This window comes from Nonomuraea sp. NPDC050643 (assembly GCF_040654715.1).
In the GTDB taxonomy this organism is placed as follows: Bacteria; Actinomycetota; Actinomycetes; order Streptosporangiales; family Streptosporangiaceae; genus Nonomuraea.
Genome location: NZ_JBFAIM010000041.1, coordinates 62505 through 85860, shown reverse-complemented (window position 1 = coordinate 85860; position 23356 = coordinate 62505). Strand labels below are relative to the sequence as shown.

20 protein-coding genes are annotated in these 23356 nt (G+C 69.9%); 6 read left to right on the top strand and 14 right to left on the bottom strand.

Annotated features, from left to right (window positions below; all coding sequences use genetic code 11):
* Nucleotides 1–425 precede the first annotated feature (425 nt).
* Nucleotides 426–1502 carry a zinc-dependent metalloprotease gene (locus tag AB0I15_RS40670; RefSeq protein WP_358108301.1) on the bottom strand — a complete coding sequence of 359 codons (1077 nt, stop codon included), beginning with the start codon at nt 1500–1502 and terminating at the stop codon, nt 426–428.
* An 82-nt stretch (nt 1503–1584) separates the two neighbouring features.
* Nucleotides 1585–2757 carry a D-alanyl-D-alanine carboxypeptidase/D-alanyl-D-alanine-endopeptidase gene (dacB, locus tag AB0I15_RS40665; protein ID WP_358108298.1) on the bottom strand — a complete coding sequence of 391 codons (1173 nt, stop codon included), beginning with the start codon at nt 2755–2757 and terminating at the stop codon, nt 1585–1587.
* Nucleotides 2758–3090: 333 nt separating this feature from the next.
* Here dacB and AB0I15_RS40660 point away from each other — a divergent pair, with 333 nt between their 5' ends.
* A complete protein-coding gene (locus tag AB0I15_RS40660; RefSeq protein WP_103957278.1) occupies nt 3091–3582 on the top strand; it encodes an inorganic diphosphatase in 492 nt (163 codons plus the stop codon).
* A 10-nt stretch (nt 3583–3592) separates the two neighbouring features.
* Here AB0I15_RS40660 and AB0I15_RS40655 read toward each other — a convergent pair whose 3' ends face one another.
* The 4 genes from AB0I15_RS40655 to AB0I15_RS40640 all read right to left on the bottom strand — a co-directional run bounded on the left by AB0I15_RS40655 (nt 3593) and on the right by AB0I15_RS40640 (nt 8750).
* Nucleotides 3593–4696, bottom strand: a complete 1104-nt coding sequence (locus tag AB0I15_RS40655) for a C40 family peptidase (protein WP_358108295.1) — start codon at nt 4694–4696, stop codon at nt 3593–3595.
* Nucleotides 4697–4770: 74 nt separating this feature from the next.
* Nucleotides 4771–6168, bottom strand: a complete 1398-nt coding sequence (locus AB0I15_RS40650; protein ID WP_358108293.1) for a sigma-70 family RNA polymerase sigma factor — start codon at nt 6166–6168, stop codon at nt 4771–4773.
* 106 nt (nt 6169–6274) lie between these two features.
* On the bottom strand, nt 6275–7075 hold the full coding sequence (locus AB0I15_RS40645; RefSeq protein ID WP_358108290.1) for a hypothetical protein: 801 nt from the start codon (nt 7073–7075) through the stop codon (nt 6275–6277).
* A 64-nt stretch (nt 7076–7139) separates the two neighbouring features.
* Nucleotides 7140–8750, bottom strand: coding sequence for an ATP-binding cassette domain-containing protein (locus tag AB0I15_RS40640; RefSeq protein ID WP_358108287.1), 1611 nt, complete (start codon nt 8748–8750; stop codon nt 7140–7142).
* Nucleotides 8751–8873: 123 nt separating this feature from the next.
* Between AB0I15_RS40640 and AB0I15_RS40635 the strand changes: the two genes are divergently transcribed.
* The 5 genes from AB0I15_RS40635 (at nt 8874) to AB0I15_RS40615 (ending at nt 13369) form a co-directional block, all read left to right on the top strand.
* A complete protein-coding gene (locus tag AB0I15_RS40635; RefSeq protein ID WP_358108284.1) occupies nt 8874–10043 on the top strand; it encodes a DUF4185 domain-containing protein in 1170 nt (389 codons plus the stop codon).
* Nucleotides 10040–11050: a DUF4432 family protein gene (locus AB0I15_RS40630; RefSeq protein WP_358108282.1), complete on the top strand. Its 1011-nt coding sequence runs from the start codon at nt 10040–10042 to the stop codon at nt 11048–11050. The genes AB0I15_RS40635 and AB0I15_RS40630 overlap by 4 nt, the downstream gene beginning before the upstream one ends.
* Nucleotides 11047–11817, top strand: a complete 771-nt coding sequence (locus AB0I15_RS40625) for an SDR family oxidoreductase (protein ID WP_358108279.1) — start codon at nt 11047–11049, stop codon at nt 11815–11817. Before AB0I15_RS40630 ends, AB0I15_RS40625 begins: the two co-directional genes overlap by 4 nt.
* Before the next feature lie 221 nt (nt 11818–12038).
* Complete coding sequence (locus tag AB0I15_RS40620; protein ID WP_358108276.1) at nt 12039–12458, top strand: peptidase inhibitor family I36 protein; 420 nt, start codon at nt 12039–12041, stop codon at nt 12456–12458.
* A gap of 62 nt (nt 12459–12520) precedes the next feature.
* Complete coding sequence (locus AB0I15_RS40615; RefSeq protein WP_358108273.1) at nt 12521–13369, top strand: hypothetical protein; 849 nt, start codon at nt 12521–12523, stop codon at nt 13367–13369.
* Here the strand turns inward: AB0I15_RS40615 and AB0I15_RS40610 are convergent.
* The 8 genes from AB0I15_RS40610 to AB0I15_RS40575 form a co-directional block, all read right to left on the bottom strand.
* Nucleotides 13328–14764: a peptidase S10 gene (locus AB0I15_RS40610; RefSeq protein ID WP_358108270.1), complete on the bottom strand. Its 1437-nt coding sequence runs from the start codon at nt 14762–14764 to the stop codon at nt 13328–13330. The two genes, AB0I15_RS40615 and AB0I15_RS40610, sit on opposite strands and share 42 nt — an antisense overlap.
* 9 nt (nt 14765–14773) lie before the next feature.
* Nucleotides 14774–16000, bottom strand: coding sequence for an enolase C-terminal domain-like protein (locus tag AB0I15_RS40605; RefSeq protein WP_358108267.1), 1227 nt, complete (start codon nt 15998–16000; stop codon nt 14774–14776).
* Complete coding sequence (locus AB0I15_RS40600) at nt 15997–18972, bottom strand: glycoside hydrolase family 38 C-terminal domain-containing protein (RefSeq protein ID WP_358108264.1); 2976 nt, start codon at nt 18970–18972, stop codon at nt 15997–15999. The genes AB0I15_RS40605 and AB0I15_RS40600 overlap by 4 nt, the downstream gene beginning before the upstream one ends.
* Nucleotides 18972–19781 (bottom strand): carbohydrate ABC transporter permease, encoded by an 810-nt coding sequence (locus AB0I15_RS40595; protein WP_358108261.1) that lies wholly within the window; start codon nt 19779–19781, stop codon nt 18972–18974. The genes AB0I15_RS40600 and AB0I15_RS40595 overlap by 1 nt, the downstream gene beginning before the upstream one ends.
* Nucleotides 19778–20626, bottom strand: coding sequence for a sugar ABC transporter permease (locus AB0I15_RS40590; protein WP_358108258.1), 849 nt, complete (start codon nt 20624–20626; stop codon nt 19778–19780). Before AB0I15_RS40590 ends, AB0I15_RS40595 begins: the two co-directional genes overlap by 4 nt.
* Nucleotides 20623–21873, bottom strand: a complete 1251-nt coding sequence (locus tag AB0I15_RS40585) for an ABC transporter substrate-binding protein (protein WP_358108254.1) — start codon at nt 21871–21873, stop codon at nt 20623–20625. Before AB0I15_RS40585 ends, AB0I15_RS40590 begins: the two co-directional genes overlap by 4 nt.
* 19 nt (nt 21874–21892) lie before the next feature.
* Nucleotides 21893–22591, bottom strand: coding sequence for a FadR/GntR family transcriptional regulator (locus AB0I15_RS40580; protein WP_358108251.1), 699 nt, complete (start codon nt 22589–22591; stop codon nt 21893–21895).
* A gap of 124 nt (nt 22592–22715) precedes the next feature.
* Nucleotides 22716–23246 (bottom strand): DUF305 domain-containing protein, encoded by a 531-nt coding sequence (locus AB0I15_RS40575; protein ID WP_358108248.1) that lies wholly within the window; start codon nt 23244–23246, stop codon nt 22716–22718.
* Nucleotides 23247–23356: the final 110 nt, after the last annotated feature.

Below are 23356 nucleotides of genomic sequence, written 5' to 3'. Positions count from 1 at the left end.
CGCCACGAGCGACAGCGCGGCACGACGGCGGCAAGGGTGGCCGATGTGGGCGATGGGCGGTGTTCGCCGATGCGGCGTGTCACATGCTGACGTCCTTGGGCGACGTCCTAGCGGGCGCAGCGCGTCGAAGGCCGGCGTCTCCAGGCGACGTTCCGATGGGCATGGGGCGTCGCAGGTCGACGTTCCAGCGGGCAGGGCGCGTCGAAGACGTTCCGGGCCGTGTGCCGTGCGTCGAAGGTCGGCGTCCCCGGAGGCCGTGTTCCAGGGGGCGTGGTGCGTGGGGAGCTGGTGGTGGCGGGGCGGGGCTCGTAGCGCCGGGGTGGCGGGCCGGCGTGTTGTGGCAGGTCCTGGCCCGCCGGACGTGGCCCCCTGCCGGCCTGCGCGCCGGCGCCCTGGGTGGGCGGGCGCGGAGGCGGGGTGGGAGGTCAGGCGGGAAGGGCGGGAGTGCCGATGACGCGGCTGATCCAGCTGTCCGGGTCGGCGATCTCCGAGATGGTCGGGAGGGTCTGCGGGGAGGTCCAGACCTTGTTGAAGCCGTCCATGCCCACCCGGTCCACGACCTTGCGGACGAAGGCCGAGCCCTCGGCGTACTGCTTCATCTTGACCTCGATCCCCAGCAGGCGCCGGACCGTGCGGTCGACACGCGAGCCGCCCTCGCGGCGCTGGGCGAACTTGGCGCGGATGTCGGCCACCGACGGCACCACCGACGGGCCCACGGCGTCCATCACGTAGTCGCCATGGCCTTCGACGAGGGTCATCACGGCCGTCAGGCGGTCGAGGATCTCCTTCTGGGCGGGCGACTGGATGGCGTCGATGAGGTTGCCCTCGCCGCCGCGCACCACGTCGGCCACCGTGTCGGCGGCGGTGCGGAGGCGTTCGAGGAGGGTGGGAAGGTCGAGGTCGGAGGCGAGCAGGAACTCGGTCATCTGCGAGCGGACATATTCGCGCAACCACGTCACACCCGTGAACTGCACCCGGTGCGTCTCCTCGTGGAGGCAGACCCACAGGCGGAAGTCGTGCGGGTCGACGCCCATCTCACGCTCGGCGTGGACGATGTTGGGGGCGACGAGCGTCAGGCGGCCGGCGGCCTCCTGACCGGTGGGGTCGGGGGGCAGGAACAGCTCGTATTGCCCCAGTACGCGGGAGGCGAGGAAGGCCAGCACGGCCCCGACCTCGACGCCCGTGATGCGGGAGCCCACGGCCGTGACGATGGCCGGGGGCGGGCTGGAGCTGTTGCCCATGCGCTCGGTCAGTGGCTCGAGCACCACGCGGAAGCCCTCGACGTTCGCCTTGATCCAGCCGGGGCGGTCGACGATGGTCGCCGGCTGAGGCGCGGTCTCAGTGTGGATCTTGGTGAAGTCGCGCACGTGGCCTTCGGCCTCGCGGGACAGAGTACGGAGCTCGGTGACGGCCTGCCTGGCCTCCTCCCGGCTCACCTGAGGACCGGGGCGCACCAGGCGCGTGCCGGTCGTGACGGCCAGATCCCAGTCGATCACCTGCATACCGTCCACCGTACGTGGTTCTGGTGGAGGCTGCGAAGGAGCCGCCGGGTGGTTCTGACCGAGCGCGCGGAGGAGTGCCGTCTCAGGAGCGTGCGACGGTGGCCGCGAGGCGGTCGAGCACGGGTTCGGCGTTGACGGGCACCCGGTCCGCCATGAACGCGAACGTGACCAGCCGCCCGTCCTTCGTCGTCGCCATCCCGGCCAGCGTGTTGATGTTGTTGAGCGTGCCGGTCTTCGCGCGTACGAGGCCCATCTGGTCTTTGCTGTCGCTCCCGGTGAAGCGGCGGCCGTTGCCCAGGGTGCCGGAGAAGCCGGCGATCGGCATGCCCGAGGCGAGGGCGTGCAGGTCGGGGTGGCTGGGAGAGCCGGACATGGCGAGGATCTTGGCCAGGGCGTTCGGGCTGATGCGATTGCGGATGGACAGGCCGCTGCCGTCGGAGAGCGCGACGTTCTGGGCGACCCCGAGGCGCTGCAGCACGGCGACCACGGCCCTGGCGCCGCCCGTGAACGACGCCTCCTGGCCCTCCTTGATGGCCACGTGCCGCATCAGGGCCTCGGCGAGGTCGTTGTCGCTGGCCGTGAGGGTGTGCTCGACGAGGGAGTAGAGCGGGGCCGAGTCGACCTTGCCCAGCTCGGGGGCGCCGGCCGCGGCCTTGGCCGGGCGGACGGACTTCCCGACCGCGATGCCCTGCCTGGCCAGCAGCCTGGCGAAGGCGGTGGCGGCGTATTGGGGCGGGTTGGTGACGCGGGGGCTGCGGTAGCGGGGGTCCTGGCGGCCCTCGTCCATGGTCAGAGCGTAGGTGGGGGCCACCTCGCCGTCGGGGATGTAGTTCGGCTTCCAGCCGGGCGCCTTGGGAGAGCCGGTGAACAGGGAGGTGTCGTAGGACAGGGTGACCTTGCGGACGTTCTGTGCCTTGAGGGTGGCGGCGGTGCGCGCCGCGAGGGTGGCCAGGCTCGCCTGCTTCGGGTACGCCGGCCTGGCCGAAGGACCGGCCAGAAGGGGGTCACCGCCTCCGACGAGGACCACGGTGCCCGGCTTGGCGCCCTGGACGACCCGCGTGGACAGGCGGGTGTCGGGGCCGAGGGAGGCCAGGGCGGCGGCGCAGGTGGCGATCTTCGTGGTCGAGGCCGGAGTGACCGCCATGTCAGGGTTCGAGGCGAAGATCTGCTCCCCGGTCACCGTGTCGAGAACAACGGCTCCCACCCGGCCGCCCAGTGCTTTGTCACCCAGGGCGCTGGTGAGCTGCCGCGTCAAAGTACCCTTAGTCGGGAGAGGTCCGTCTCCTGACTTCGCCGACAGCTGGGCCAGCACAGGTCCCGAGGTGACCACGGGGACGGGGGGAGTGCCTTCCGCCGAAGACGCAGTCGGCTCGGTCGGTGAAGACCCGCTCGTCAGCGCACCCAGGCTGAAGCCGGTGGTCATCGCGTAAACACCGGTGACGATCGTCAGGGCCTGGAGCACGGCGAGGGTGGTCAGCATCACCATCCGGTCGTGCCGCGCCACGTCGCCTGCCCTCTCTCCTGTGTTCGCCTACGAGACATTAACGCCCAACCGGGGGTGCCCGGGGGCCTGAGCGGAGGAACCGCGGTGGAGTTCGACGTTGTCGTTGAGATTCCCAAGGGGCAACGGAACAAGTACGAAGTGGACCACGAGACCGGGAAGATCAGACTTGACCGGCTCCTGTTCACCTCCACGCAGTACCCCGCCGACTACGGCTTCATCGAGCACACCCTCGGTGAGGACGGCGACCCGTTGGACGCGCTGGTGCTGCTGCAGGAGCCGACGTTCCCCGGCTGCTACATCACGTGCCGGGCGGTGGGGATGTTCCGGATGACCGACGAGAAGGGCGGTGACGACAAGGTGCTCTGTGTGCCGTCCACCGACCCCCGAATGCACCATATTCAGGACATCCATCACGTGTCGGAGTTCGACCGGCTGGAGATCCAGCATTTCTTCGAGGTCTACAAGGACCTGGAGCCCGGCAAGTCCGTCGAGGGCGCGAACTGGGTGGGGCGCATCGAGGCCGAGGCCGAGATCGAGCGCTCGTTCCGCCGGGCCAAGGACGAAGGACACCACTGAGGTCCGCTCTTCAGCGGGGCCTGGTGGCGCCCACCAGGTCCCCGCGCCAGATCGAGGCGACCCGTACCACGTCGCCGGTCTGCGGCGCGTGCACCATCTGGCCGCGCCCGACGTATATCCCGACGTGGTGGATCGTCGCGGGGTCGGTGGTGACGTGGGCGAAGAAGAGCAGGTCGCCGCGGCGTAGCTGGTCCAGGGGCACGTGCGGGCCGGCGGTCCACTGCGTGCCCGTCCAGTGGTCGAGCCGTACGCCCACCCTCTCCCAGGCCCGCATCGTCAGGCCCGAGCAGTCGTAGGTCTCCGGGCCGTCGGCCGCCCACACGTACGGCTTGCCGAGCTGGGTGAGCGCCCAGTTCGCGGCCACGTCGCCCATCGCCGAGCCGCCGGTGACGAGCCCGGCCAGCGCCGCGTCCCGCCGCCTGGCCAGCAGTTCCGCCCGGCTGCGGGCGGCGTCCACCCGGCGCTGGAGGCGGTCCTTGCGGGCCATGAGCTCCTTGGTGTCGCGCCGCTGCGCGGCCACCGCCGCCTCGGCGGCGATCTTGGCCAGGCGGGCCCGTTCGGAGGCCGCCTGCTGGGCCGCGTGCGCCCCGGCGGCCTGGATACGCAGGATCGACGCGACCTCCTGGGCATCACGCATCCTGCCGAGGACGGCCGCCCGCTCGCCCCTCATGTGCCCCAGCACGCCCGCCCGGTGCAGGTACCCGTCCGCGCCGCCCTGGTCGATGATCATGCCGACGATCGGCGTCATCAGCGCCGGCCGCCCATAGCTCTCGGCCGCCAGCAGCGCCACGGCCTGCCGGGCCCGCTCGGCCTCCGCGTCGGCCGCCGCCAGGCGGGTCAGCGCCTGCGCGTGGGCCTGCTCGGCCTGCCGAAGGCGTACGACCTCCCCGTTGTACGCCTCCACCAGCCGCTCCACGTCGGCCGCGAACTGGTCGAGCCGCGCCTTGGCCGTGGCCAGGTCGGCATTGGCCCGGCCCAGTTCCTTCGACCGCTCCCGCGCGGCCTGGCGGGCCTTCTTGACGTCGCGTGAGGAGGGTCCGGGAGCGGCCTCCACGGGCGGGCACAGGGCGAGGAGCAGGCAGCAGACAAGGAGCCCGGCCCGAAATGCGCGCATAGGTCCCCCTGAAAACAGATGGTCACTCTATGCACACGGTTCCCGGCAATTCACTCACGTAACGTAGTCAAATGTTAAGGATCCGACGGGGTGGCCGAAGGCTCCTCAGAGGGGGTGGGGGTGGCCCGCTCGGTGGGCGTGGCGGTCGGGGTCGGGGTCTGCGCGGGCGTCGGGGCCGGGGTGGGCGTGGGGGTCGGGCAGGGGGTGGTGGGAGCGGGAGAAGGGGACGGTTCCTTCGACGGGGTGCCGTCCGGGGCCGGCGTCATCTCCACCGGCGGTGGGTCCTCCGGGGGCCGCCCCGGCTCGGGGCGGCGGGAGGGCGGCGGGCCGCCGGTGGGCGCGAGCCGGATCGGCGTCTGGGTGACCAGGGCCGGCGGCGGCGCGGTCGCCGGTGCGCCGGTCATCCCGATGGGGCGCGTGGCCGTGCTGTCGAGGATGGGCTCCACGGTCAACGGCACGTCCTGAGGGTCGGCCTGCCAGGGCAGGCGGATGCCGGGCGGCTCGCCCGTGGGCGGGAACGCGGCCGTCGCCACCCCGGCCAGGCCGCCGTTGTCACGCCCGATCTGCTCGAAGATCACCGCTATCGCCACCACGGCCGCGACCGCCGCCAGCGCACCCGCCAGCGCCTGAGGCCACCGTCGAGCCTGTTTCCCCGTGGGAACGGGAAACCCGGCGGCTCCCAGGGCGCCCGTGCGCCTGGCGACATAGCGGCGGTAGGGCAGCAGCTCGGGGTCGATGAAGCAGCTCATCACCCTGATGCGCAGCGCGTCGGGCAGCGCGGCCTCGGGCAACAGCTCGAAGACCTTGGCCGCCGAGACCTGGCGCGTGCGGTGCGGCGCGCAGACCTCGCAGCGCGCGAGGTGCCTGACCAGGTGCTCGCGCATCTCCGGGGTGAGCTCGCCGGAGAACCCGGCCAGGATGCGGGCGCGCACCGGGCAGTCGTACGTGCCCTTCCTGGCCAGGACCTCGGCGGTGATCGCGTCGCCCAGCCGCTCACGGGCCTCCGCGAGGACCGGCTCCACCTGCCGCGCCGGGAGCGCGAGCACCTGGGCCAGCTCGGCGGCGGGCAGCCCGTGCCGGTGGACGAGCTCCAGGATCTCCCGGCTCGCGACGGGCAGGTAGCGCACGGCGTTCCACGCCATGACGCGCAGGTCGGCGTCGGCGGGGTCGTCGAGCGGCGGCGCCTGCGCCAGGGCGTCGGCCGCTCCGGGCGGCTCGGCGGCCCTGCGGCGCAGGCACTCGGCGCGGGCGAGCGCGTAGAGCCAGGTACGCAGCTTGTCCGGGTCGGCCAGCGCGCCGGCGTGCGCCTCGGCGGCGATGAGCGTGTCGCGCAGCGCCACCTGGGCGCTGTCGGCGCTCAGGAGAAGGGACCAGCAGTAGCGGTAGACGCTCTCCGCGTACGCGTCGTAGAGCGCGGCGAGAGCACCTGGATCACGGGCGCGGAGTGCATCGACCAGGACGCGGTCATTCATGTGACCGAGGGTAATGGATCGGTAACTAGTAGTTCTACCGTTTCCGCGCCGATGGCATCGCTTGTCGGGCGACAGGCCGCTCTTTCGTTCGCATAATAGGCGGAATTTATTCCTTATGCTCGGACACGATCGCCGTGCTCCGGTCCACCACGAACGGCTCCGTCGTGGGCTTGACCGTGTGAATCGGCACGGCGCCGGCGAGTGCCAGGTCCTCGAAGGGCCGCCCGGTGGAACCCCAGGTCCTGGCCGTGATCTCGGTCCTGTCGACCTTGGCGCCGGCCGGCAGTCCGCTCACCGTGAGGATGAATCGCGGTGGCCTGCCCGCTTTCACGTCGTCCACGAATGTGCTGCCGCCGCCAAGGAGTTTGCCCGCTTTGTCGCGCAACAGCGCATTCACCACAAGGCTGCTCGCCGATAGTTGATAAGGATTTCCGACATAACCGGTAATGAGGTAAGAGCCATCCTTCTGGCGCAATGTCTGCACACGAGAGATGGGAAAGCGCTGGAACGCCGAGGCGATCCGCGCCGCGGGCCGCCACTGGGCGGGGCGGTACTGGATCGTCACCTTCGCCGGCTTCACCGCGGCGCTGGCCTGGCCGGTGAAGGCCAGCGACCCGCCCGGCGGCACGGCGTCGAGCGGCTGGTCCATCCTGACCACCTCGGCGCCCTTGGCGTCGTGCCCGACGATCGTGGCCACCACGTGCTCGCCGAAGTGCCACGGGTTGGCGTTGCTGAGCACGCCCGCCCAGTTGACGGCGTATCCGTCGGCGGACTTGACGATGTTCGAGGCCTGTTCCTTCAGGGCGAGCGGCTTGAGCTTCTGTACGGGCGGTGGCTCACTCGCACACCCGGAGAGGCAGATCGCCCCTAGTGCGAGGAGGCTGACGGTTCGGCTACGCGAGATCACTTTGCCGTGATAACCCGAACATGGGCACGGCTGGCGCGGGACACGCGCCAGCCCTACCAAGTCTTTAACGCGGCCGCACGACCCTGGTCTCGTCCCAGACCGGCTCCGGCGACTCGTAGACCGTGCCGTCGGAGCCGAAGACCAGGTAGCGGTCGAAGTCGGCGGCGAACCAGCGGTCGTGGGTGACCGCCAGCACGGTGCCGTCGAACGCCTCCAGGCCCACCTGCAGCGCCTCCGCGCTGGCCAGGTCGAGGTTGTCGGTCGGCTCGTCGAGCAGCAGCAGCGTGGCTCCCGAGAGCTCCAGCAGCAGGATCTGCAGCCGCGCCTGCTGCCCGCCCGAGAGCGTGTCGAAGCGCTGCTCGGCGATCAGCCCGGCCAGTTCGTAGCGGGCCAGCGTCTTCATGGCTTCGTTCTTGAGCTTGGCGTGCTCGGTCATCACGATCTCGACCGGCGTGCGGCCGAGCAGGTCGGGGCGGGCGTGCGTCTGGGCGAAGTGGCCCGGCACAACGCGGGCGCCCAGCCTGGCCACGCCCCCGTGGGCCACCTTCTCCCCGGCCAGCAGGCGCAGGAAGTGGGACTTGCCCGAGCCGTTGGAGCCGAGCACCGCGACGCGTTCGCCGTACCAGACCTCGAGGTCGAACGGACGCATCAGGCCGGTCAGCTCCAGGCTCTCGCAGATGACCGCGCGCTTGCCCGTGCGGCCGCCGCGCAGGCGCATCTTGATGTTCTGGTCGCTCGGCGCCACCTCCGGCGGCCCGGCCTCCTCGAACTTGCGCAGCCGCGTCTGGGCGGCGTGGTAGGCGGCGGCCATGCCGTCGTTGTATCTGGCCTTGTTCTTGAGCATGTTGACCAGGGCCTTGATCTTGGCGTGCTCTTCGTCCCAGCGCCTGCGCAGCTCGTCGAGGCGCTCGTTGCGAGCCTTGCGCGCCTCGGCGTAGGTGGTGAACCCACCGCCGTGGATCCAGATGTTGCCCTGCTCGACGGTGATGATCCGGCCCGCGGCGTTCGCCAGGAGCTGGCGGTCGTGGCTGACCAGCAGCACGGTCTTGGGCGTCTCCTGGAGCTGCTGCTCCAGCCACTCCTTGCCGGGCACGTCGAGGTAGTTGTCGGGCTCGTCGAGCAGCAGCGTCTGGTCGGGGCCGCGCAGCAGCGCCTCGAGGACCAGCCGTTTCTGCTCGCCGCCCGACAGGGTGGACACGTCGCGATATTTCACGCGTTCGAAGGGGATGCCGAGCGCGGAGACCGTACAGGTGTCCCAGAGCACCTCGATCTCGTAGCCGCCCGCGTCGGTGTAGTCGCTGATGGCCTGGGCGTAGCGCATCTGCGTCTTCTCGTCGTCGCGCTCCATCATCGCCAGCTCGGCCTCGTCGAGCCGGCCGGCGGCCTGCCGCACGGCGGGCGGAGCGACGCCCAGCAGCAGGTCGCGGACGTTGCTCCCGTCGCGCACGCTGCCGATGAACTGCCGCATCACGCCCAGCCCGCCCGAGCTGGCCACGCTGCCCTCGACGGGCTGCGCGTCGCCGGCGATCACCCGCATGAGCGTGGTCTTGCCCGCGCCGTTGGGCCCGACGAGCGCGGCCTTGACGCCTTCGCCGATCCGGAAGGACACGTCGTTGAGCAGCGGCCGCCCGTCAGGCAGCACATAAGTCAGATGTCCCACTTCCACGTGTCCCACCCCGGAAGGGTAGCCGCCCGCCCGTCACCCGGTCATGTGGATTTCCGCGCGCTCACTCAGACCCTAGACAGTAAGTGATCTAATGACTAGAACTGTAGGGAATCCCCTCCCCAAGGAAGAGTGATGAAGCGATTCCGCTCAGCCCTGGCACCCCTCGCCATAGCATTGCTCGGCTTCACGGCCGTCCCCCAGCCGGCCTGGGCCGCTCCCCCCAGACCCGTCCCGACAGCGCAGGAACAGCAGGTCATCACCGGACGGACCACCGCCGCGTGCGGGCCGACGGTCAAGAGCACCACCATCGACCCCCGGTTGACCTCGCTGTTCACCAACTACGGCAACGACAACAGCCGCCTGGACGACTGGACGGGCGCCGACGGCACCTACTCGCTCAAACTGCCGAACGGCAAGGAGCTGTGGGTGTTCTCCGACACCTTCCTCGGCCGGGTCAACCCCGACGGGTCGCGGCCCCCGGTGGTCGAGGAGGGCGGCACCACGGTCTTCCTGAACAACTCCTTCGCCGTCGAGCGTGACGGCCGTCTGTCCACGATCCACGACGGCACCGCCGAGAAGCCGACGTCGGTGATGCCGCAGCGCGACAAGGACCACTGGTTCTGGGCCGGCGACGCGACGCTGGCCGGCGGCATCGTGGAGGTCACCTACCAGGAGTACGAGCGGTTCGGCACCGGCGCGTGGGACTGGCGCTGGCACCGGAACGTGGTGGCCAGGTTCGCGCCCGACCAGCTCAACCGGCCGCTCAGCGTGCACGACCTGCCCTCGCAGCACGGCATCTCCTGGGCCTCAGGGATCCTCAAGGACGGCGGCTACACCTACATCTACGGGGTCGAGGACCTCGGCTCGCCCAAGTACATGCACATCGCCCGGGTCAGCGGCCAGAGCCTGCTGGGCCGCTGGCAGTACCTGAAGGCGGACGGCACCTGGTCGCCGAACGAGGCGGACTCGGCGCGGGTGATGCCCGGGGTGGCGAACGAGTACAGCGTCAGCAAGGTCGGATCCGGATATGTCCTGATCACGCATGACACGAACGAGGTGCTGAGCGCGAACATCGTGGCCTACACCTCCTGCTCTCCCTTCGGGCCGTTCACCGCCAAGCAGCACGTCTACACGACCCCCGAGACCAGCGGGAACATCTTCACCTACAACGCCCACGCCCATCCCGAGATCGCCGGCGGCGGGCTCGTGGTGTCGTACAACGTGAACAGCTTCGTCAACACCGACCACTACCGGGACGTCTCGATCTACCGGCCTCGGTTCCTGGATGTGACCTTCCAGTGAGGCGGAACTGGGCGGCGCGTCTGCGGCACGTCACGATCGGCGGGCTGCGGGCGGTCGTGCTGGAGAACGAGCGGCTGCGGGTGACGGTCCTGCCGGGCAAGGGCGGCGACGTGGTGGAGTTCCTCTACAAGCCCACCGACATGGACTTCGTCTGGCTCTCTCCGCAGGGCCTGCGCGACCCGCACGATCATCTCCAGGGCGCGGCCGACGACGTCGCCCAGTTCATCGACCATTACGAAGGCGGCTGGCAGGAGATCTTCCCCAGCGGCGGCGCGCCCAGCGAATATCGGGGCGCGCGGCTGGCGCAGCACGGCGAGGTGTCGGGGCTGCCGTGGGAGTGCGAGATCGTGGCCGACTCTCCCGACGAGGTCGCGGTCCGGCTCAGCGTGCGGACGCGGCGGTTGCCGTACCGGCTGGAGAAGGTCTTCCGGCTGCGGTCGGGCACGGCGGCGCTGGAGATCGAGGGCCGGGCCACGAACGAGTCCGGCCTGCCGCTGCACGCCATGTGGGGCCAGCACATCGTGTACGGCCTGCCGTTCCTGCGCCCCGGGACCCGGATCCGGCTGCCGGAGGGCGTACGCGTGATCCCGCACGAGAGCGCGATCAACCCGGCGGGGCGCCGGGTCAGGGCGGGCGGGCCGTGGGAATGGCCCCTCGTGCCGACCGACGGCGGCGGCGAGACGGACCTGAGCGTGGTGCAGGAGCCGGGTTCGCCGAGCGACATCGTGTACCTGACCGGCTTCACCGAGGGTTGGTACGAAATTTCAGGGGATATCGGTATGCGGGTGGAATGGGATGCGACGCTGCTGCCGTACCTGTGGATGTGGCAGGAGCTCGGCGCGTCCACAGGCTATCCCTGGTGGGGGCGGGCCTACACGGTCGGGCTCGAACCGTTCTCCAGCATGCCGACCGACGGTCTGGCCGCCGCCGTGGCCAACGGCACGGCCCTCATCCTGGATCCGCACGAGACGAAGGTGTTGCAGGTGCGCGCGGAGGTGTTGGCGTGAGTGAGTTCAGTGGCAAGGTGGCCCTGGTCACCGGCGGTTCGATGGGGATCGGAAGGGCGGTGGTGGACCGGCTGGCCGACGGCGGGGCGTCCGTGGTGTTCTGCGGGGTCGACAAGGACGCCGAACTGGACAGCGAGCACGTCACCGGCAGGATCGCCGACGTACGCAGAGCCGGCGAGATGCGCGACCTGGTGGACCTGGCCGTGGCCAGGTACGGCGGGCTCGACATCGTGGTGACCTGCGCCGGCGTGCAGCGTTACGGCACCGTCGAGGACACCCCCGAGGACGTCTGGGACGAGGTGCTCGACATCAACCTCAAGGGCGTCTACCTCACCTGCAAGGCGGCCGTCCCCAGGCTGCGGGCGCGCGGCGGCGGCTCGATCGTGATCATGTCGTCGGTGCAGGCGTTCTCCTCGCAGGCCCAGGTGGCGGCGTACACGGCGAGCAAGGCCGCGCTCAACGGCCTGACCCGGGCGATGGCGCTCGACCACGCGGCCGACGGCATCCGGGTGAACGTGGTCTGCCCCGGCTCGGTGGACACCCCGATGCTGCGCTGGGCGGCGGACCTGTGGCGGGGCGAACTGTCGCAGGAGGAGCAGGTCGCGCAGTGGGGCCGGGCCCATCCGCTGGGCCGCGTGGGCCGTCCGGAAGAGGTGGCCGAGATGGTGGCATTTCTGGCGGGACCGCGCTCGTCGTTCATCACGGGGGCCGAGCACCGCGTGGACGGCGGATTGCTCGCGCAAAATCCGGCGGCGCTTCCCGAATAGGTCGAGCGCAGGCCACGGGTTCCTCCATTAGCCCCAAGGCTTCTGTCAATGCGACGAAGAGCCAGGTCATAACCCTGATACGAGTGAGTCGGCGGGCCGGGGCACGCGACCCTTCCCGGGCGCGAAGCCCTAATGGGGATCGGCGAGTCATAACAACTCGCATTCGATTCGGCACGCTAAGTTACGAGGTCGAAACGACTCACCGATCGAGGAGAGACTCAGTGAGGCTATCCAAAAAGGCCGCCGGATTCGTCGCCGCGGCCGCGATGTTGACCGTGGTCGTCCCCGCTGCCGCCGCGGCGGCCAGCCCCCGCTCAACCTGCTACGGCGGACGTGTCTGCCTGTACGCCGGCTTTGACTACAACCGCGGCCAGGTCGACCACTGGCGGGACTTCGTCGCGGACGACTCCAACCTCGCCGACAACAACTGGCTGAATTGGGACTTCAGCAACTCCTGGCGCAGCATGAACAACGAGACCAGTTCGGTGCGCAACCGCATCGGCTGCAGCGCCACGCTCTGGCAGCACCCGGGTTACACGGGCGCGCACAGCACATTCACGCATAACTCCAACGATGGCTTCCTGTCCAACAACGCCATCGGCAACAACCGCACCAGCGCGATCGACATCTGGTGCCGCTGAGTAATAACGGGAGTGCCGGTTTCCGGGCTTGGCCGCCGGAAACCGGCTGCCGCGGACTCCTCGTGAGCACGCTGCTGCTGATCACGACCGCCGCGGCCTGCGGCGCCGACGCGCCCGCGCCACAGACGCCCGCCAGGGGCGTCACCTCGGTGCCGGAGCTGGTGCTGCCGTTCGACGCCTACAAGACCACTCCCAAGCAGCGGGCCGTCCTGGGCAACGCCCACAACCACCTCGTCGAGCGGTGCATGCGCAAGCAGGGCATCACCGTCAAGCCGCCCGCCGAGGACCCTGCCACGATCGCCGCCGTGGACCCCGGCAACACCCGCCGCTACGGCGTCGCCGACACCGAGGCCGCCAAGCTCCACGGCTACCATCTGGCCAGGCCGCCCTCTCCCGACACGACCGGCGCCTGGGCCGGCAAACTACCCAAACCCGCCCGCCACCGCCTGTACGGCACCGCCGCCCAACGCGGCTGCCTGGACCGCGCGACACTCATCCTGGACAAGGGCGCCCGCAAGGCGGACTGGCCATGGCTGTCGCTGCAGGACTCGCTCACGCTGGAGCAGGCCGCCAAGCACCCGTCGGTGACGGCGGCGATCAAGCGCTGGCAGTCGTGCATGAGCCAGGCCGGGCACTCCTATCCGGCTCCCGAGGCCGCCATCGCCGACGGCCGCTGGGACCTGGACAAGCCGGCCGTGACCGAGGAGGAGAAGCAGACGGCGATGGCCGACACCGCGTGCAAGTGGTCGTCGGGCCTGGTCGCCGCCTGGTACGCGGCCGACGTGGAGTTGCAGCGGGCCGTCATCCGCGACAACCCCGACCGCTTCGCCGCGTTCCGCGCCAACCTCAGGCAGCGCCTGAACCGGGCCTCACGCCTGCTGGCCGAGCACGAAGGCCGCCAGGTCCGCTGACTGGCTCAGCCTGGTGGGCTCGTGGACGTACATCATGTGGCCGGCCTCGTAGTACTTGAACTCGATGTTGCCGGCCAGCTCGGCGGGCACGGGCAGGTGGGCGAGCGCGTGCTCGGCCGCGTAGTACGGGGTCGCGCCGTCGTGGTAACCGCAGGCCACGTGCACCCGCAGGTGCGGGTTGGCCCGCATGGCCGTCCCCAGCTTGTCCACCACCTGGATGTGCGCGCCCTCGAACTCCTTGTACGACCACGGCCGCACCCGCGAGGTGAGCACCTCGTACGGCAGGTCGTTGGCGTAGCCGAGCTCGGAGCGCAGGTAGTGGTTGAGGGCGGCGCTGTACGGCCCCATGATCGCGTCCATGCTGGGGTCGGAGGAGAAGTGCTCGCGCCCGGCGTCGGGGTCCCAGCCGGTGAAGCGGCCGTCGAGGCGCCCGACGGTCAGCCGGCGCGGGCGCAGCACCTCGGTGAAGAACCTGATGTGCTCGATGCGCAGGTTCACCCGGTCGACGTAGTCCTCGCTCAGCCCCGACAGCGCGGCGACCCTGGTGACCGCGGCCGTGCGCTCCTCGGCGGTGAGGCGGTTCCCACGCGCCAGGGCCCACAGGTATTCGCGGGCGGCGTACTCCTCGGCCTCGCGCAGCACCTCCGCCAGCGGGCGGTCGCCGTGCAGGCCGTGGTAGTGCGCGATGGCCGCGTAGGTCGGCAGGTAGAGGGCGTAGGCCAGGTCGTTGCCCTCGTTGAAGTCACCGGTGATGAAGTCGAGCACCGAGGAGATCAGCATCACGCCGTTGAGGTACATCCCGTAGCGCGACTGCAGGTGCTCGGCCAGCCCGGCCGCCCTGACCGTGCCGTACGACTCCCCCGCCAGGAACTTCGGCGACATCCACCGCCCGTTCCGCGTCGTCCACAGCCTGATGAGCTCGCCGACGGACTCCAGGTCACCGGTGAACCCGTGGTACGGCTCCGGCTTCTCCCCTTCGGCCGCCCGTGAGAAGCCGGTGGAGACCGGGTCGATGAAGACCAGGTCGCTCACCTTGAGCAGGCTCTCCTCGTTGTCGGCCAGCCCGTACGGGGGAGGCAGGAGCGCTCCCGCGTCCCCCATCACGACCCGGCGCGGCCCGAGCACGCCCAGGTGCAGCCACACGCTGGACGAGCCGGGCCCCCCGTTGAACGCGAACGTGACCGGCCTGGTCAGCGGGTCGGCCCCGTCCAGCGTGTACGAGGTCAGGAACATCTCGGCCTTCGGGCGGAAGCCGTCGAACGTGCCGTCCGTGAACACCTCCTCGCGCAGCACCATGGTCCCGGTGGTGGCGGTGTAGCTCTGGCCCGAGGGCAGCGCGTGGGAGGTGGTGACGAGGTTGTCGGCAGGCGCGGCCGGCTTCGATTCTTCAGACATATCGCCCAATTATGGTGTGATTTCCACGGTGGGGTCCGCGAAGCGCTCGTTGGGCACCGTGGCGTACCAGCCGGGCCGCCCCGGGTCGCGGTCGTAGGGGTAGCCGCCCAGCTCCCGGTAGAGCTCGGCGTAGCGGGCCACCCGCTCGCGATCCAGGTTCACCCCCAGCCCGGGACCGGAGGGGACGGCGATGGCGCCCTCCGAGTACGCCATCTTGCCGCCCTCGATCACGTCGTCCTTGAGCTGGTGATAGTGGGCGTCGGCGGCGTAGGTGAGGTTCGGCAGCACGGCGCCGAGGTGCAGCATGGTCGCGAGCTGGATGCCCAGCTCACCCGACGAGTGCACGGCCACCCCGAGCTGGAACGTCTCGCACACGCCCGCCGCCTTCACGCACGGCCTGATGCCGCCCCAGAAGGTCGTGTCCAGCAGCACCACGTCGGCCGCCCTGCGCAGCACGTTGGAGGCGAGCTGCTCGAAGTTGACCACGACCGTGTTGGTGGCCAGCGGCACCCTGACCTGCTCGCGCACGATCCGGAGCCCTTCGAGCCCCCAGACGGGGTCCTCCAGGTAGTCGTTGTTCAGCCCCTCGATGGCCCGGCCGAAGCGCAGCCCCTCGGCCACCGACAGGACGGCGTTCGGGTCGTACCTGAGCCGGTCGCCGGGGAACGCCTCGGCCAGCGCGCGGTAGCACTCCAGCTCGTGGTCCGGCGGGAACACGCCGCCCTTGAGCTTGTGCACGGTGAACCCGTGCTCCGCCTTGAGCCGCGCGGTGTGCGCGACGAGCTGCTCAGGGGTGCGGATCTCGGGGTGGCCTTCGGCCGCGTACCGGAAGAACAGGTACGACGCGAACGGCACGGCGTCGCGGATCCGCCCGCCGAGCAGGTCGCTGGCGGGCACCCCGAGGTGCCGGCCGATGAGGTCGACGCAGGCGAACTCGATCGCGGCCAGCAGTTGCGTGCGGTTGTTGTAGAGCGAGGCCGTCGGGTTGGCGATCTTGAAGCGCAGCGCCTCAAGCTGGAACGGATCGTGCCCCTTCAGGTACGGCATCAGCGCCCGGAACGCCGCTTCCGCGCTCTCGCCCCCTCCTCCCATCTCCCCCAGGCCGATCAGCCCGTTGTCGGCCTCGACCTCGACGATCGTGCGGACGAACCGCCCCCAGTGGGCGCCGTTGCTGTGCCGCAGCGGCGCCTCCAGCGGGACCGCGACCGTCGTGGCCCTGATGTCAACGATCTTCACGAGCACGTCCCCCAAACGACGGCCACGCCACAGGCGGGCAGCCGCACCTTGACCGATCCGTCCACGACCTCCAGCTCGCGCGCCGACCGCAGCCCCGGCAGGGTCACCGTCGCCTCGACGGGCTCGGCGGCCAGCGACTGCAGGCGCACCACCCGCTCGTCGCCCGCCCGGCCGATCGACGTGACGAGCACGTCGGGATGGTCGACGGACACGTACGTCTCGGTGACGTCCGGGCTGTCGGTGATCAGCGCGCCGACGAACTGCTCGGTCAGGCCCGAGGCCACGGACGCGCCGAGCCGCCGGCCCTGGGCGCCGGGTTCAGAGGTGACGGCGTAGCGGAACGTGGTCTCGCCCTGCTGCTGCGCGGGGAAGTTGGTGTCCCAGATGTTGTTGAGCGCCCACGAGTAGACCGTGCCGTCCTCCTGCTCAAGGGTCGGGGGGAAGGGCGCGTACGGCATGTGGATGGTGCCGAGCTGCACCAGCGGCGCCTCCAGCGTGGCCCAGGCGATGGTCAGCTCGGGGTCCTCGAAGGCGATCCAGTGCCTGATCGGCAGCATGTACTCGGCCGAGCCCGGCACGCGCGGCACGCCGGGGCCGCCCACGCCGCCGGTCAGCTCCCAGGCGACGGCCTGGCTCGCGGCGAACGGGAAGGCCAGGAAGACGGCCTCCTTGGCCGGGGTGCCCTGCTTGGCGAGCTGGTAGGTGAGGTCCACCCTGGGCACGCCGTTGTGCAGCTCGATCGTGGTGCGGATCCAGTCCACGCCCTTGCCCTGCAGCTCCACGACCAGCTTCTCGCCCACGGCCGTGCGCTGGGTCCTGGTGACGGTGGCGTGGCGGCCGATGGCGCGGTCGCCGAGGAGCGTGCGGTCGTGCGCCCCGACGTGGCCCGACAGGTGGTTGAAGTGCGGGGCGGTGGCGTACTGGTCGTAGACGTACTGGCCGAACCCGGCGGCGGCCTCGCCGTTGACCAGCTCGCGGCCCGCGCGCTTGTCGAAGATCGAGCTGATGTAGCCCTCGCGGACGTCGTACGCGACCCGGTAGAACTCGTTCTCGATCACCGTGCCCAGGTCGAGGTCGACGGGCTCGGGGGCCTGGCTCTGCCCGGGGACCACGTCCAGCCGCACGTAGCCGAACCCGGGGACGTCGGGCACGACCGCGTGGATGTGCCGCCCGATCGGCCGGGTCGGCCAGTCCACCGGGTCCACGAACTCCTCGTGGTGCGGCAGCGTCTCCCCTGTTCGTGAGTCCACCAGCGCGATCGGCACGTCCGCGCCCACCACGTCTCTCGGCAGGAACGCGCGCACGATGTCCGTCCGCGTCCACGTGCCGGGGTTGAAGACGGCGAAGGAGGCCAGCGCGCCGCCCTCGGTACCGGTCTCGGACAGCGCCGCGCCGAACCTGCGGACGGCGGCGTGCAGCAGGTCGGACGCGTCGTCCTGGGCGTCGTACGCGCCGGAGGACTTGCGGGTCCACTGCAGCCCGCCGGAGTCGCCCGCCTCCTCGGCGTCCTCCCACGGGTTGGCCGCGCCCCAGGTGTGCTCGTTGAACAGCGCGACCTTGTCGTAGGCGGCGTCGATCTGCGCGGTGGCGTCCACGCCGGCGATCGTGTGCAGCGTCTCGGCCACCCGCAGCGCCGACTGCGCCCTGCGGACGTAGCCGAGCGGGCGCGCGCCAGAGCCGAGCCCATCGGCCCACCAGTCCGTCCAGTCGCCCTCGTGCACGGCCAGCCGGTCGTGGTAGCGCTCCTCGACGTGCTCGAAGAAGTCGCTGTTGACGGCCGAGCGCAGGCGCGGATAGGCCCACTGCTCGTTCCACTTGCGCGCGATCGACGCCGGCACGATCGACGGCCCGGCGTTGTCGGCGTGCGCGCCCTGGACACGCAGGTGCAGCACGTCCAGCTCGTACGGCTCCTTCGGCGCGTCAGGCCCCTGCCAGCCGAACGTCCCCGGCCCGTACGGGTAACCCCGCGTGGCCAGCGCCGACAGGTAACGCGGCAGCAGGTCGTCGGCCAGCTCGAAGGAGTCGGTCAGCCCGACCGTGTTGCCCTCCATGTACGCCATCCCGTGCGGCGTGTCGGTGAACCACACGATGATCTCGTTGCCGCTCGGCGCCCGCCACCGGAACGGCCTGGTCAGCTTGTCACCGCCGTGCAGGTAGGGCACGGACCGCCCCGCCCAGTTGTGGGCGGCGGCCAGGTAGCGCACGCCCGCCATGCTCAGCGCGTCCACGAGCCCGACGACCGCCCCCGGCACGTCGGTGTGCATGGCCGACTTGGTGGCGAAGCCGTGGCGCTGCTCGAGCTGGTGGGTGAAGCGGAGCTGCCGGTGCAGCTCCTCGGTCGAGCACGCCTCGGTGTGCAACTGGAACGGCAGCGCGGTCACCTCGATCAGGCCGGCCCTGGCCAGCGCGGCGAACGACTCGACCATCTCCTTGGGCCGGGCCTCCAGCCACTTCAGCGCCGGCATCGAGGACTCGACCGTCCACCGGAACTTGGCGTCGTCCGGCCAGGACGCGGTCTCCTCCGCCAGCCGCACCGCCGCGTCGAGGTATTCGAGGTGGTGGCGCAGCACCGTGCCCTGCGGGTCGGTGTAGCCGATGTCGAGGTGCGAGTGGTGCACCACGAACACGCTCCACTTGCGCTGCGGCGTCACCGTGACCGGCGCGCTGCCGACCACCCCGGCGTCGTCGCGGCACTCCAGGGTCAGCACGCGCGGCGCGTCCACCTCGGGCACCAGCAGCGTCACGTCGGTGCCGGAGGCGCTGTCGACGCCCACGAGCACGTGCGTCAGCGGCACGGTGCTCGACACCCTGACCGCCTGGCGACCGTCGTGGGTGAACAGCGGCAGCACCGCGACTCGCACCTCGAGCCCGCGGGCCTGGATGACAGGCGTCGAGGTGTCGTCGCGCAGCGCCTGCCTGATCCCGTCGTAATCGGGGCTTCCCAGGCTCCGCTGGAGCAACCGGCTGGTCATCACACACTCCCTAGAGACAGGCCCCTGGCGAAGAGGCGCTGGGTGGCGAGGAACAACACGACGGTCGGCAGCGAGACCACGAGGCCCGCGGCCAGGCCGACGGGGACCGGGGTCCCGGCGTACACGTCGGTCATCAGGCCCGCGATGGCGGTCATCACGGGCCGTACCTCCTCGGTCTGGGTCAGGGTCAGGCCGAAGATGAGGTCGTTCCAGATGAAGGTGAACTCGAGGATGAACACGGCGGCCAGCGCGCTGAAGGAGATCGGCAGGTAGATCCCCCAGAAGATGCGCCAGGTGGAGGCGCCGTCCATCCGCGCGGCCTCGAAGACCGAGAAGGCCACGCCGGTGTAGAAGTTCCGCAGGACGAACGCGGCCAGCGGCACGTTGATCGCCGTGTAGACGAGGATCATGCCGAGGCGGCTGTCGTACAGGCCGGCGTCGCTGTAGCCCACGAACAGCGGCACGAGCAGCATCTGCGAGGGGAAGATCGTGCCGCCGAAGATCAGCAGGAACCACCAGAAGCCGTGCCGCAGCCGCAGCACCACGATCGTGTACCCGGCCAGCGCCCCGATGATCACTCCGAGCAGCGGGGACACGATGCTGTACAGCGCGGTGCTGGCCAGGCTCTGCGAGAGGTTCGCGCTCTCCAGCGCGCGGCCGAAGTTCTCCAGCAGCGCGAAGTCCCCGGACGGCACCCACGCGCGGCCCGGATCGTAGGCGTCGGCCGGCCGCGCGGCGTTGACGAGCAGCAGGTACGTGGGCCCGAGCCAGATCAGCCCGAGCACGATGAGCACGGCGCGCCTGATCACGTGACCGTCACCTGCCTCTTGAGGTAGAGGTAGGAGGCCAGCCCCGTGACCACGGTCAGCATCACCGCGACCGTGGAGCCGTAGCCGTAGTCGCTGGCCACGAACGTCTCCTTGTACATGGTCACCGCCAGCGTCTCGGAGTTGCGCCCCGGGCCGCCCTGCGTCAGCACCCACACGATGTCGAACGTCTTGAGGCTGGCCACCAGGGCGAGCCCGACCACGACCGCGGTCAGCGGCCGCATCAACGGCCAGATCACGTGCCGGAACAGCCGCCATCCCGAGGCCCCGTCGAGGCGCGCGGCCTCGATCGGCTCCTTGGGGATGGACTGCAGCCCCACCACGAACAGCAGCGTGTTCACGCCGAGCTGCTGCCACGTCCAGACGGCCAGCATCGCCAGCGTGTTCTCCGGCGCCTCCTGAAGGAACGCGGTGTCCACGCCGAGCAGCAGGTTGGCGATCCCGTCATGCGACAGGATCGGGCTCCACACCATGGCCAGACCGGCCCCGCTCAGCGCGTACGGCAGCATGAACGGGACGCGGTACCACGCGCCGCCCTTGAGGTCGTAGGACAGCACCGCCACCAGCAGCCCGAGCCCGACCGGCAGCACCATGGTGCCGATCACCCAGATGAGCGTGTTGCGAGTGGAGGTGAGCAGCGCCGTGTCGTCGAAGAGCTTGGCGAAGTTGGCCAGGCCGATGAAGGCCGGCGGCTCCAAGCCGTCGTACCGCGTGAGGCTGAGGTAGGCCGTCCAGACGAAGGGCGCGTAGAGCAGCCCGGCCACCAGCAGGGCCGCGGGCGCCACGTAGCCGTGCCGGAACCGGCCGAGTATCGGAGCCGGGGTCACTGATGCGTACTCCAGTACTCGTCGGCCGCCTTCTGGATCGTCTCCAGGACCTCCTGGTAGGTGTCCGGCTCGGTGACGAACTTGCTGAACCCGTCGAGCGCGGCCGTCAGGATGGGCGGCGGCGTGGCCTCGAAGTAGCGGTTGACCAGCCGGTACGTGCCGCTGCCCGCGTCCTTGGTGACGGTGCCGAGGGCCTTGTCGTCGATCGTGACCTTGGGGTTGGCGCTGACGTCGCCCCGGCTCGTCGCCCACTTCTCCTGGGCCTGCGAGGTGGTCCACCACTTGAGGTACTTCATGCTGGCGTCGGGGTCGGCCGCCTTGGTGAGCGAGCACAGCGGGCCGCTCTCGAAGATCATCGAGGTCTTGGGGAGCGCGGCGTTGACGTTGGGGATGACGAAGAAGTCGTAGTCGGTGCCCGCCTTCATACTGCGGGTGGTCATGCTGGTGTTGAACCAGGTGCCGAAGGAGACCATGGCCGCCTTGCCGTTCTTCAGCACGTCCCCCGGGTCCGTCTTGTCACCCGGATTAATGAAATATCCGGCGTCGATGAGGGACTTCCACTTCTCCATCACCTGGACCACACCCGGGTCGGTGTACTTGGCCTTGCCGGTGGACAGGCGGTCGTACAGGTCGGGGTCCATGCCGGCCATGAGCTGCTCGAACCAGACGAAGGAGAACAGCACGCTGGTGTGGTAGAAGGCCTTGACGCCGTTCTTCTTCAGGGTGTCGGCGATCGAGACGAGGTCTTCCCACGTCTCCGGCGGCTTGAGCCCGTACTTGTCGAAGACCTTCTTGTTGTAGAACATGCCCCAGTACGCGACGTTCATCGGCACGCAGTACTGCTTGCCGCCGATCGTGTAGTAGGGCAGCAGGTCCTGCGACAGGTCACCGGCCTTGATCGCCTCCTGCCAGATGGCCGTGGTCTCGGCCACCTGCTTCTGCTTGACGATCTCCGCCAGCATCCCCCCGGTCTGCCAGGTGAACAGGTCGGGCTTGACGTTCGTGCGGAACGACGCCTTGATGAACGCCTGATACTGCGCCGAGTCCGTATAACCCGTCGGCTTCATGCCCAGGCCGATGCCCTGCTTGGACAGGGCGCCCATCTCGTCGAAATATTTGGTCCAGGCGCCTTTGTCGTTGTAAAGCGTCAGCTCGGTCTTCTTCTGCGGCGTTTCGGCGCCATTGCCACCGCAGGCGGTCAGGACGAGCGCCGCCACGCCGAGCGTGACAACACGTGACCGGAACATGGGCCGGCCTCCTTGGTTCTCATCGGGGGGATTGCAACCTGTGCTCTATTACCGTCTTGACGTCCACCAGGTGGGCCCGCATCCGCTCCTCGGCCTGCGCCGCGTCGCGTGCTTCGATGGCCTCCAGGATCGCCAGGTGCTCGTCGTAGTCGCGGCGCCGGTCGTCGAAGATCTGCAGGATCTCGCGCTGCTCGGGACCGTGGACGGTGAGCAGCGAGTCGACGACCTCGTGCAGCACGCTGTTGCCCGCCATCCGGGCGGTCGCCCGGTGGAAGGACATGTTCGCGTCGTGCAGCTCGGCGTCCTCGCCGCGCAGATGCCTGCCCGCCTCGTCGAGCACCCGCTTGAGCGCCGCCAGCTCTTCACGGCCGGCGTGCTCGGCGGCCATGGCGGCCAGCGGGGGCTCGATGACGATGCGCGCGCCCAGCAGTTCGAGGAGCTGGGCGCCGTGCATCTCGCGCATGTTCGGGTTGGGCAGGACCAGCCGCTCGATGTCGGCGCCGACGTAGATGCCGGAGCCGTGCCGCATCTCGATGGCCCCGGTGGCCTCGAGCCTGCGTAGCGCTTCGCGCAGCGTCGGGGTCGTGACGGCGAAACGCTGGGAGAGCTCCCTGGTCGAGGGCAGCCTGTCGCCCGGCCGGTGGCCCCCCGTACGGATGAGCTCCAGCATGCGCTCGGTCAGAGCGTCGGACAGCGTGGGCCGCGTTACCTCGGACATATCAAGTGATCTAATCACTTAATGCCATTGGCGTCTATGAGAAGACCGGTTTTCGCGGCACGAGACGAGTGATGACGTGGGTCGCGACGCCCTGGAACCCCCTACGGGCGGGAGCGGCGTGATCTCACCTTTTGATGAGGTCCATCATCATGTCGATCTGGGCCCTGCGCGAGGTCTGCACCTGGGCCGCCCACTGCTGCACGGCCGGATTGGCCCCGCCCGACACCTCGGCGGCGGCCATCTGCACGGCGTCGTCCTGGTGCGCGATGAGCAGGTTGAGCAGGTCGTAGTCGAAGTTCTTCGACCGCTTCAGCTCCTGGACGCGTTTGGCGTCGGTCTCCGGCAGGCCGCCGTGGTGGTCGTGCGCGCCGGTGGGGGCGGTGAGCGGCTGGTCCCAGGAGTGCAGCCAGCGCAGCATCATCTCGACCTCGTCCTGCTGCGTGCTCTCGATGGCCGCAGACAGGGTCTTGACCTCGGAGTCGGCGGCCTGGGACGTGCCCACCTTGGCGATCTCGATGCCCTGCCGATGGTGCTGCACCATCATCTGCACGAACATCACGTCTTCGGCGTTGACCGGGGGCTCCTGCTTCGCGCCCTGACCGCAGGCCGTGGCCAGCAGGAGGCCCACGACCACCACCACATGCCTTGCGCGCACCGGCCACTCCCTAACTAATAGGAAACCTTCCTAAGAGTTGACGATTCCGGCCGGTCGCGCAAGGGCCCGATCAAACCCATCCATGAGTCGTGAATCCTCCGAATACGTGC